Source organism: Moorena sp. SIO3H5 (genome assembly GCF_010692395.1).
GTDB lineage: Bacteria > Cyanobacteriota > Cyanobacteriia > Cyanobacteriales > Coleofasciculaceae > Moorena.
This window is the reverse complement of the sequence record NZ_JAAHHS010000258.1, coordinates 1-11,148: the sequence shown is the minus strand read 5'-3', so window position 1 is coordinate 11,148 and position 11,148 is coordinate 1. Positions and strand designations below refer to the sequence as shown.

The window sequence follows — 11,148 nt, the reverse complement described above, 5'->3', positions numbered from 1 at the left end:
CTATCATCAAGGGAAAGCCACTGACCCAGTGGCCTATTTAACTGCTAAAGAGAACCAAGATTTGGGGGTTGTCAAAGCCCCTCGTACCAGGAGAAAAAAACCTCCCCTTGATTTGTCTCCTTTCCCAGACTCAGAGGGCTTGACAAATTGCTCTTTTGCTTAACTTGTTACCAATGGCTGATAACTGACGGCTGACTGCTTATCAATCACCTTTGTTTATCTAACAATGGAGCTGCCTCTAGCAAGGTTCTAGTGTAAGGATGCTCAGGATTAGTAAACAGGTCATGAGTTGGTTTCTTTTCAACAATCTGACCTTTATTCATTACGGCGATTCCATCACAGAAAAACCGTGCTACCCAGAGGTCATGAGTAATAAACAAATAGGTAAGATTAAAGGCTTCTTTCAACTCTAACATTAATTCTAATACTTGAGTTTGGACACTAGCATCCAGCATACTCACTGGTTCATCACAAATCACCAAACTAGGATGAGTAATCAATGCCCGAGCAATAGCAACCCGTTGTTGTTGTCCTCCAGAAAGGTCAGCGGGATAGCGATTATAGTAATCTTCTACAGGCGTTAATCCTACTCGTTCTAGCATTTCGTTGACTTGATTTTTAGCTGCTGTTGAATTAGCCGCTAATTTATGAATAAATAAAGGGTCGGCAATACTTTCTCCCACAGTCATTAAAGGATTAAGACAAGCATGGGGGTCCTGAAATACCATTTGGATTTGACGACGAATCTCTTGTAGGGAATGTCGATTGAGTGTAGCTAAATTTGTGCCTTGAAACTCAACGGTTCCAGCGGTAGGACGAACTAATTGCAAAATAGTGCGAGATAAAGTACTTTTCCCACAACCGGATTCTCCTACTAGTCCCAAAATTTCCCCAGGATATAAATCAAAGCTGACGTTATCCACAGCTTTGATAACGTTTTTTTCTTGAGATACTAGTTGCTGAATAAAGTTGCTTTCTAAGGTATAATATTGCTTGAGATTAGTAACCCTTAGCAAAGGGGTAGGAATCCCAGAGCTGGAATTCCCCTCAGGGTTATTAGTGTCAGGGTTATTAGTGTCAGTGTGGTCTTTAACTGCCTGCAGATGTAGAGCTGCTTCTAAAAGCGATCGCGTATAGTCATGGTTAGGTTGCCACAGAATCTGTTGCACGGGCCCGGTTTCCACCATTTTGCCACCATACATTACCGCAATGCGATCGCAATATTCCCCGATCATGGCCAAATCGTGAGAAATCAGTAACAGTGCCATGTCCCGCTCTCGACATAACCTAGTTAATTCTTCTAATATCTGTGCCTCGACCGTAACATCCAAGCTAGTGGTGGGTTCATCTGCTACAATTAACTTGGGATTGAGCAACAAGGCTAATGCGATCGCAACCCGTTGCCGCATCCCCCCGCTAAATTCATGGGGATATTGAGAGAAGCGATTAGCGGGAATTTTCACCGCATCTAGAGTTTCTAGTACTTTTGCTTTACTCTCACGTCCTGATAACTGGGGTTGGTGAGCTCTGAGAGTTTCTAGGCAGTGTTCCCCTATACTCATCAAAGGATCAAGGCGAGTCATCGGGTCTTGAAAGACTAGCGCTACTGCTTCTCCCCGAAACTGACGCAGCTGTGCAGGAGTTAAGTCAAAGACCGACTTTCCAGCAAACCTTACCTTTCCTGTTACTCGGGACCGTTGTGGTAACAACTGCATGATAGCTCGTCCCAGAGTAGACTTACCGCAGCCTGACTCACCGACTAATCCCAGTCGCTCCCCTGAATCTAGCATGAAGGAAACATCATCTACTGCCCAAGCCGGTTTTTCAAGGGATTGGCTGCTAGGATAGGCCACCTGCAGGTTTTCGACACAAAGTAGCGCTTCACTCATCGATTTAATATTCCTCTCCTAAGAATATAAAAACTTTCATGCCATAACCATTAAATTTTGATTAAAATTTGTAAAGCTAGAGTAATTCCTATCTAAGTCAACTGCTCTGATCGAGTTAATCAGGCCAGCAGTAGGATTGAGCAAAGTTATCCTATAAACATCTTTTTGACATCTTTTTGTCAGGGCATCACCATGGAACCTGTAAATCCCCAAGTGTCTAATCACTATCAACCAGAGTCAAATTACCAAACCGAGGAACAAACCAAAGGCAAATCCTCTGCATGGCTACTGACAGTCCTCTTTTTGGTAGGAGGTCTAGCTTTGTTGCAAATCTCGACAGTACCAGAAACCCCTGTAGCCCAGACGCAAACCAAACAGATACCGCCGCGACCGGTAGAAACTATTCCCCTGACCTTAGGTAAAGGAGTTAAACAGATCGAGTTACTGGGTGAGGTAGAGGCAAGTGAAAAAATCACGATTAAATCTCAGGTGGATGGTGTGATACAACAAGTCAAAGTCCGAGAAGGCGATCGCGTTACACCAGGAATGACCATTGCTATTCTTGATGGTGCTGACCAACAGTTAGCCCTCGCCCAAGCTAAGGCAAGGCTTGCTCAGGAAAAAAGTAATCTGGCTCGATTACAAGTGGGAACCCGTCCAGAAATTCTTGCCCAACGGCAAGCAGAACTAGATACTGCTCAAGCTCGCGAACAAGAAGCAAAGGACAACCTTGATGGTATGATAGCCGTCCAACCCAATTTAATTGCCCAACGGCAAGCAGAAATAGATGCGGCTCAAGCTCGCGAACAAGAAGCAAAGGATAACCTAAAACGCATTGAAGCCCTAACTCTGGAAGGAGCTCTCTCTGAACGAGCAAAAGTGGAAGCCGAAAAAGGAGCTGATGCAGCCACCAGCGATCGCTTACGGGCTGAAGCTGCCCTAAGTGCAGAACAAACTAAAACCCAGCAAGATATTGCTGAAGCCAGAAGTACCCTTGATGCCACCATGAGTGAGCGGTTGCGCATTGCCGCTCTGTTAGCTGAAGCCCAAGTCGGACCAACCCAGGAAGAAATTGATTCCCAGAAAGGGGTAGTAGCAGCAGCTCAGGCAGCGGTTGACCAAGCTCAACTAGCATCAGAACGAGCCACGATTAAAGCGCCTACAGCCGGGGTTGTGCAATCGAGGGAAGTTGATACTGGCAACTATGTTGAAGGTGGCGATGCCATCATTAACTTGGTCAATAATACTCAATTCGATATCTTTCTAGAAGTACCAGAAAGGTTTACTAATCAGGTCAAACCAGGGATGTATGTGGAATTAACTGCACCGCGAAGTTTACCTAACTGGCAGCAACGAGCAGAGATTACCAGCGTTGTGCCTACAGCAAATGCCAACTCACGGCGACAACTAGTAAGGATAAATCTCAACAATCCCCCAAAAGACTTATTAGCTGGAATGGGAATTCAAGGCACCTTAGATTTACCCATTGATGTAGATCCTAGTTTTGTTATCCCCCGTGATGCCATCATTAAACGAAAAAACCAATCTCTAATCTATACCATTTCTCAAGGCAAAGCACAACAGTTTACCGTAGAAATACTAGCGGACATGGGGGAAAAAGTTGTGATCACTAATCAACAATTACAAGCCAATCAACCCCTAGTTGTGTCAGGCGGTGAAGGATTAAAAAATGGTTCAACCGTTAAAATTACTAATCCTTAATTCATAATTATCACACCTATTCCAAACTTTTAAAACTAGTACCGCTGTGCGGAATTCAAAATTCAAAATTCAAAATTCAAAATTATTACATGTTTACTGATTAAAGGTTTAATATATAAAAGTTTTGCTATTTTTGAAAATTATATTGATTTCCGCCGTGCTGTATTAGTCTCTAGAATCTTTACCGATTCCCGATTCCCGATTCCCGATTCCCGATTCCCGATTCCCGATTCCCGATTCCCGATTCCCGATTCCCGATTCGCGCATTCTAAATTCTAAATTCGCCCATTCTAAATTCTATAGTTCCTAAGTTGCCAACTTCGGCCAAATTTGATGAAACTTATCGAAACAGCTGTCCGCTGGCGACACGGAACATTTGTTCTGTTCTGCCTCCTAGCCCTATGTGGCATCTTAGCCCTATTCCAGCTTCCTCTAGAACTTCGACCGGGAGGTGATACCCCAGAAATTACCATTAGCACCTCCTACGGTGGAGCAGGACCGACGGAAGTAGAAGACCTGATTACTAGACCGATCGAAGAAGCCGTCGAAGAAGTCACAGGAGTTAAAGAAATTACCAGTAGCTCTCGCTCTGGACGCAGTCGCATTTCTCTGGAATTCAATTGGGGAACAGATATTGATGCTCGCTTAGTAGATGTCTTGAGCAAATTACAGCGAGTGTCGTCTCTACCCCCAGAAGCAGGAGACCCCTCTGCGGAAGTGGTCAGCGGTGTTAGCCGTCCCATGATGTGGATTGTCCTAATGCCCAAAGAAGGCTATGATTCTGACCCAGACCATTACCGTGACTTGCTTCAAGATGCCATCGTACCCAAGTTACGGCAAGTGGAAGGAGTGGGTCAGATTATTACTCCTGGGGGACGGGAACGGGAAGTGGAGGTGATTGTAGACCCGAAAGCCTTAGCTGACCGCAATCTAACCCTGTCTAATGTCGTGAATACTTTGCGCAATAATAACCGCAATATTCGCGGTGGACCGATGGTAGTGGGAAGACGGGAATACCGAGTCCGCACCGTCAGTCGCTCTGAGGATGTGAAGGAGTTGGAAGGGTTTGTGTTGCGCCGAGACCAATCAGGAATCGTCTATTTGGGAGATGTAGCTGAGGTCAAAATTGGTCGCAAGCTTCAAAGTACAGTTTTTGTATCAAATGACCAACCAACCGCTGGCATTGGTATCGAAAGACGAATTGGTGGCAATGTCCCAGAGATATCTAAGGGGGTCAGAGCAGTACTCAAGGAAATGGAAGCCCAACTGGAACAGCAAGGGGAAGGTGTCCAGTTCTTTATTAACTACGACGAAAATGACTATATTAACCAATCTATTTCCTTAGTGCAGCAAAATTTGATCATGGGTGCAATACTAGCATCCCTAGTCTTGCTGTTGTTTCTGGGGTCATTGCGCACCGTAGCAGTAATTGCCCTGACTATTCCGACTACTATTATTACCGTCTTTATTGTCTTAGCCTTGCTAGGTCGGTCTCTGAATGTGATTAGTCTGGCAGGATTAGCATTTGCAGTGGGAATGGTCGTAGATAATGCCATTGTGGTGCTAGAAAATATCTTCACCCACATGCAACGGGGAAAAAATCCGATCCGAGCTGCTATTGACGGCACTCAAGAAGTGTGGTCAGCCATGCTAGCCTCTACTCTGACTACGGTAGCAGTATTTGCTCCCATTGTTTTAGTGACAGGGCAGCCAGGACAGCTCTTCTTTGATATTGGTATTGCTCTATCGACATCGGTATTGTTTTCCCTGTTTGCAGCTCTGACCCTAGTGCCTATGCTATCGGGACTGTTTCTTAATCAAGCGGAGGCGCAACAGATTTTGCAGGGGATGGGGGATGTCGGCACCCAAAGTTTAGACCCAAAACCATTGCGCCCAAAGCAGCGAAATAGAGGAGCCAAAATCCAAAATGTCCTGGTGCTAGCTGTAGCGAAAACTTCAGCAGTGTTTCGAGTATGGCAAGGCAAGCTAGAGAGATTGTTATTAAAAACCGTGCGTTGGTCTGTTGGTGGCAAACGGATCGGAAGGCGTTTGGCTGTGTTGTTGATTCCTGTAGTATTGCTCTTTGTCAGTATTCGGTTACTCCCCCCCATGGATTACCTACCAGAAGGGAACCGTAATTTAATTATGTGGTTAACGGAACCCTTTCCAGGCACCAGTATTCCAGAATTCCTACGGCTATCCAAACCGGCCAGAAAGTTCTTGGCACAGCAGCCGGAAATTCACCGAACCTTGGTAATAGCAAGCTCGCGACGGAAAATGATTTTAGTCTATCTCAAGCCAGACTTAGCTACTGGTAGGAATCTCGATGACATGATGAATCGGATGGGAAAGGTAAAGTCCAATTTCCCTGGTTATCGCTTTGTGGTTGCTAGGCGCGCTACCATTTTTCGGAATCCAGGCAAATCTTATACCGTCCGTGTAGTAGGACAAGACCTGGATCAATTAAACCAGTGGGGTCAGGATCTTCTTAAGCAATTGCGCCAACTCGATGGTGTGCGCAATGCTCGTTCCAGTTTTGTTACTGGTGCGCCAGAATTACAAGTAATTCCCAATCGAGTGCGACTCGCAGAAGTGGGCTTGTCAGAAGCTGACTTAGGGAGAATGGTTGAAGCTGCTCTCGGTGGCATTAGAGCCTCAGAATTCGTGGATGGTAAACGGGAACTGGATGTGACCGTTGAATTACAACATACCGTTGTCAAAAACCCAGAGCAGTTGCGTCAGTTAGTGATCTATACTCCCAATGGAGGGAAAGTACAACTGGCTGATGTCGCTGAAGTACTAGATACCACCGGACCCGATCGGATTAACCGAGTGGATTTACAGCGTTCTATTACCCTAACCGTTAGTGTCGAGCGCTCAGCTCCCTTAGGCAAACTAGTTCAACAGACAGAGGAGCAAATTCTCAAACCCTTCCGGAAAAATCTACCTGCTGGCTATCGTGTCGAGTTAGCTGGTTCAGCAGATTTGCTATCAGAAACCTTAGTTCAGTTGGGGTCAATCTTTCTTCTGTCTTTACTGATTACCTATCTGTTGCTAGTAGCACTCTACCGTTCTTTTCTCTATCCCATCGTAATTATGGCAACCGTACCGATAGGATTAACCGGAGCGTTGTTGAGTTTGGTGATAGTGAACAGAATTCCTGGTGTTGTAGTACCGCTGGATATGATTACTGGGTTGGGATTTGTGATTCTGACTGGAGTTGTGGTGAATAATGCCATCCTTTTGGTAGACCGAGCCTTGCAATTACAGCGAGAAGGAATAGATTACGATACATCCTTGTATAGAGCTGTATGCGATCGCTTACGACCAATATTCATGTCTGCTGGAACTACAGTACTAGGAATGTTACCGCTAGCAGCGATACCAGGCAAAGGAGCTGAATTATATCAAGGGTTAGGGATTACCTTGACTGGCGGATTAGCTTTGTCTACATTACTGACACCTACAGTAGTTCCAGCATTGATGGGATTATTAGGAGACTTTAGGGGTCAGAAGCTGAAACCTTCTGAGATGAATAAGAAGGAAGAATCCCGTGAAATGGTTAGAGTGGATTAATCTTATTGGTTACTGGGGGATATCAAGGTTGAAGGTTTAAGGTTTAAGGTTTAATGTTTAAGGTTGTTTGGTTGAAGGTTTAAGGTTTAATGTTTAAGGTTGTTTGGTTGTTTGGTTGAAGGTTTAATGTTTAAGGTTGTTTGGTTGTTTGGTTGTTCGCCCTTGGCGTTTCCGTAGGGTGGGTTGAGTTAAGGGTCAATCGTCTCAAGGGGTTTTCAAGTTTGTTGTAATTATAGGAATTATAATGATCAGACAGGGGGAGGCTGGGTTGAGGCTTTTCGTGATCGCACCAATTCCCGTGACTATTGGTTTAATTGCTGTAATCCATATCCAGAGACGGTTTCAATTGTAGTTGAATACACTACATTAAATTGGGTAAGGGTTTTCCGCAATTGCTTAATTTTTAGCTACAATTTCACTAGTACTCCCTTTTTGTCTTCATCTAATCAGTGAGTGACCCAGAGTTAATTGAAATTCTTACAGGGCAAGCATTTCGAGCTAGATCGCCCTTGGTAGCAGCTTCCCTAGTTCTAGCCCAAGTAGAGCTAGCACTCTAAACACGTAAAACAGCGACGAAAGTCAGGGTAAACGCATCTAACTTAAGTAATTTATAAAAAACCTATACTTGATTATTTATAATAATCAAGCTATTGGATCTGTCTAAAAATTTTCTACCGCGTCCTCCCTTAGGTTCCAGGGTAAACGCATCTAATTTTTTGAAAACACTATAGCGTTTTCATTTGAGATGTAAACTCAAAAGGTATTCTTTTATTTGACTAAAAAACTCTGGAGCTCTTGCCTCTATTGCCTATTGCCTCTTGCCTTTTTCGAGAATCTCTGACTTTACAACTCGTTTGAAAACGCTATATATGTGGAAAATGCCTTGTCAACAAACACCCTAAGTCATGGTTTATTGACAAGATAAGTTTACCCTGATTATATTCATTGGTTTAAAAGATTGAGTGACACTTGGTTAAACTAAGTAATGAAGGAGTAGTACACCCTTTTGTGTAAAGTTATTTAAAGTAAAATTTTGTTGCATGATTAGCATTTATGGAAGTAAATGGATAATAATCAAACTAACGATTTCAAAGCTTTCAAAGCTTCTATTGCTCGGATTTATCATGGCGATGGTTCAGTCATTGGTTCTGGTTTTCTAGTATCTGGCGAGTATGTGCTAACTTGCGCTCATGTCATTACTGAAACGTTGAATCTTCCCGAAAATACGAAAGAGATGCCTAGCAGCTGGATTGACTTGGATTTTCCCTTGATTGACCCTGGAAATAAACTTCAGGCACAGGTGAGTTTTTGGCGACCTGTTTCCTCAACCGAATTAGTGGAAGATATTGCTGGATTAAAGCTGAATAGTAAGTTACCAAATACTACTCAACCTGTACGTTTAGTAGAAGCGGAGGATTTGTGGGAGCATCCAATCAGAGTGTTTGGTTTTCCCAAAGGGCATAATGATGGGATTTGGGCATCTGGGGTATTACGAGACACAACTGGAAAAAACTGGCTACAGATAGAAGATACCAAAGTATCTGGTTATCAAGTGGAGAGAGGATTTAGTGGTGCGCCCGTGTGGGATGAGCAATTAGCTGGAGTAGTAGGTATGGCAGTAGCAGCAGAGAAACGAAGAGAAAATGCGAAGGCTGCTTTTCTGATTTCTACTAAAGTCTTAAGACAAACTTTGACTGAATTAGATCAATGGAGTCGGATGGCGAATACCTCTAAAGCTCCTTTAACTAGTTTGACACCTAGCCAACGTCGTCGCTTAAAACGAGAACTGAGTGAATTGCAAGAGCATGACAATTTTTTAATAAAAAAACTATCTATGTTACGTAATAGTCGTATTCGTGAAGTCGATCCTATTGTGCAGCTTAAGCGAGATGTAGATATAGAAGAAACCAAGAGAGAACTTAATGAAATTGAGTCGAAAATTGATGAAATTGAACAACAGCTTGGCTAGATATCACAACCAGGTATTACTTTTATGGATAAACATATTGAGTTTCAAGAACAATGGGAAGTATTATCTACAAAAATTCGCAGCTTAAGAAAGGCTATTGCTACTGAACCAAATCCTACTCATAAATTAAATTATCAAAGAGAACTAGAAGAAGCTGAGAGAGAGCGCTCTGAACTTGAACAAAAAATAGATTTTATTCAAGAAGATAGAATTATTTTAAACTTAAAAGGGAGCAACAACGAAGTTCATTGCGTTTTTAAAGATTGGGCTATTATCGGACGGTCGCCAAATTGTGGTTTTTGGATTGATGATGATTCTCATCAAATCAGTAACTTACACGCTGCTATTTATTATAAATTAGAGACTAATGACTATTGGATTGAAGATTTAAAATCAATTAATGGGACATATGTTGATGATCAAAAAATTAACCATAAGACTAAACTTTTTTTAGGGGCAAGAGTTCAGTTATGTTCTTCTTTTTCATTTTTATTTGAACACAATCAAAACGATCCATTATCTCCAGGCGTACTTATTCAGCATGACTCTGATGGAGAAGAAGTAAGGAGATATATAATCGTACCAAAAGGAAAAGTTCTCGTTGGGACAAATACTAATGAAGTTGTCAGATTTTCAAAATTTATAGAATCAAAAACTCTAGGAAGTTTAATCAGACAATCAGATGGGTTTTATTTTATAAATCTCAATAATGAAGAATTGTTACTCAAGCATAATAGTGAATTAACTCTTGATTTTTTTAAAATTGGAATAACTATATTAAACATAGTCCCAAAAACTACTTTGGGTAAGACATATGCTATTGATGATGATTTAGAAAGTAAATTAGAGCCAGAAGAAAAAGAAATAAAACGACCACCTGAAGGTGCTGTTCCTCCCTATCTCTGGAAATTAAATATCTTTTTCGGTATTGTTGCTTTATCAGTTACGGCAATTTTTCATTTTACTTTATTCAATCCCAGTCCTAATAAAGTTCTGAATCAATGGGTAAATCAATGTCTTCTTGACTTTCAAAATAAAAACAATAGACATTGGCGAGAAAAATCTCAAGTTTCACCCAGTTCAGTTAAAGTTATTTTGACACGACAACCATCAGATTCAGAACAAGTGCTCTGGGGCTTCATTGAGAATTCAGGATTATCAAAAAAAGTAGATACAACCATCTATTTTGATTATTGGGAATTTGATGAAAGGGGTGATTTCAAAAAACAACATTCAAATTCTTTCTGGATAGCAATTGAAAACTACAATTTATTAGGATTATTGCAATTAAAAATAACTTATTGGTCTCCTGATTTGAAGAGTTTAGTATTTGAATGGGAAAGAAAATATTTTTTATATTTACCTTTAACCTTTATTTTGGTTTTAATGGTTTATATCTCTAGATTTATTCAAGATCAAATAATTATAGAGTACAGAAATACGCTTCAAAAAGAGTACGATGATTTTCAAGCAAAACGTACAAAAAAAATATTCGATGCAAAATTGTCCTTAGATGAAGCACGTCAACTTGCTCAACGAGGTGAATTAGCAAAAGCTCTAACAATTACAAATGGATTATTAAGATCAATGTCCAAGTCAATGCCTGTATACAAGGCAATTGTTGAATTGAGGAAAATTGTACTGACTCAAATAAATTCTGGAGGTGGTTCGATTACAGTAGAATCACTGCCTGGAATGAGTAGCAATTTTCCAAAGTCAACAGATGTATCTAGATTATTATACCTCCGAATTTTAGGAACTCCTTATGCCTATCAAGCACCTTATGGGCTAAAAACTATTACGATTGGTAGACAACGACGGAAACAAGGACTCTCTGCCACTGAAGGTAACGATGTAATTATAAGCTGGGGGGGCGACAAGCGCCCTGTAACCCTTGATATATCTTAAATTGAGCGAATTATGGTAAAAAAAGATAGGTCATAACTTGTCAATACGACCTATCAATTGAAAATGGTACCAGAATTATATCAA

At 41.6% G+C, this 11,148-nt stretch carries 5 protein-coding genes; 4 read left to right on the top strand and 1 reads right to left on the bottom strand.

Annotation, left to right across the window (positions count from 1 at the left end; translation table 11 throughout):
• Window positions 1–206: 206 nt before the first annotated feature.
• Window positions 207–1,889 carry an ABC transporter ATP-binding protein gene (locus F6K52_RS24005; protein ID WP_293083792.1) on the bottom strand — a complete coding sequence of 561 codons (1,683 nt, stop codon included), beginning with the start codon at window positions 1,887–1,889 and terminating at the stop codon, window positions 207–209.
• 192 nt (window positions 1,890–2,081) lie between these two features.
• Here F6K52_RS24005 and F6K52_RS24000 point away from each other — a divergent pair, with 192 nt between their 5' ends.
• From F6K52_RS24000 to F6K52_RS23985, 4 genes are all read left to right on the top strand, one after another.
• The gene (locus F6K52_RS24000) at window positions 2,082–3,611 is read left to right on the top strand and encodes an efflux RND transporter periplasmic adaptor subunit (RefSeq protein ID WP_293083789.1); all 1,530 of its coding nucleotides are present in this window, start codon (window positions 2,082–2,084) and stop codon (window positions 3,609–3,611) included.
• A gap of 333 nt (window positions 3,612–3,944) precedes the next feature.
• Complete coding sequence (locus F6K52_RS23995; RefSeq protein WP_293083786.1) at window positions 3,945–7,187, top strand: efflux RND transporter permease subunit; 3,243 nt, start codon at window positions 3,945–3,947, stop codon at window positions 7,185–7,187.
• Between the two features lie 1,063 nt (window positions 7,188–8,250).
• Window positions 8,251–9,156, top strand: a complete 906-nt coding sequence (locus F6K52_RS23990; RefSeq protein WP_293083783.1) for a trypsin-like peptidase domain-containing protein — start codon at window positions 8,251–8,253, stop codon at window positions 9,154–9,156.
• A 24-nt stretch (window positions 9,157–9,180) separates the two neighbouring features.
• The gene (locus F6K52_RS23985) at window positions 9,181–11,064 is read left to right on the top strand and encodes an FHA domain-containing protein (RefSeq protein ID WP_293083780.1); all 1,884 of its coding nucleotides are present in this window, start codon (window positions 9,181–9,183) and stop codon (window positions 11,062–11,064) included.
• Window positions 11,065–11,148 lie beyond the last annotated feature (84 nt).

Excerpts from the sequence above, each read along its gene's own strand:
- F6K52_RS23995 (WP_293083786.1), top strand. The coding sequence starts at position 3,945 with ATGAAACTTATCGAAACAGCTGTCCGCTGGCGACACGGAACATTTGTT.
- F6K52_RS24005 (WP_293083792.1), bottom strand. The coding sequence starts at position 1,889 with ATGAGTGAAGCGCTACTTTGTGTCGAAAACCTGCAGGTGGCCTATCCT.
- F6K52_RS24000 (WP_293083789.1), top strand. The coding sequence starts at position 2,082 with ATGGAACCTGTAAATCCCCAAGTGTCTAATCACTATCAACCAGAGTCA.
- F6K52_RS23985 (WP_293083780.1), top strand. The coding sequence starts at position 9,181 with ATGGATAAACATATTGAGTTTCAAGAACAATGGGAAGTATTATCTACA.
- F6K52_RS23990 (WP_293083783.1), top strand. The coding sequence starts at position 8,251 with ATGGATAATAATCAAACTAACGATTTCAAAGCTTTCAAAGCTTCTATT.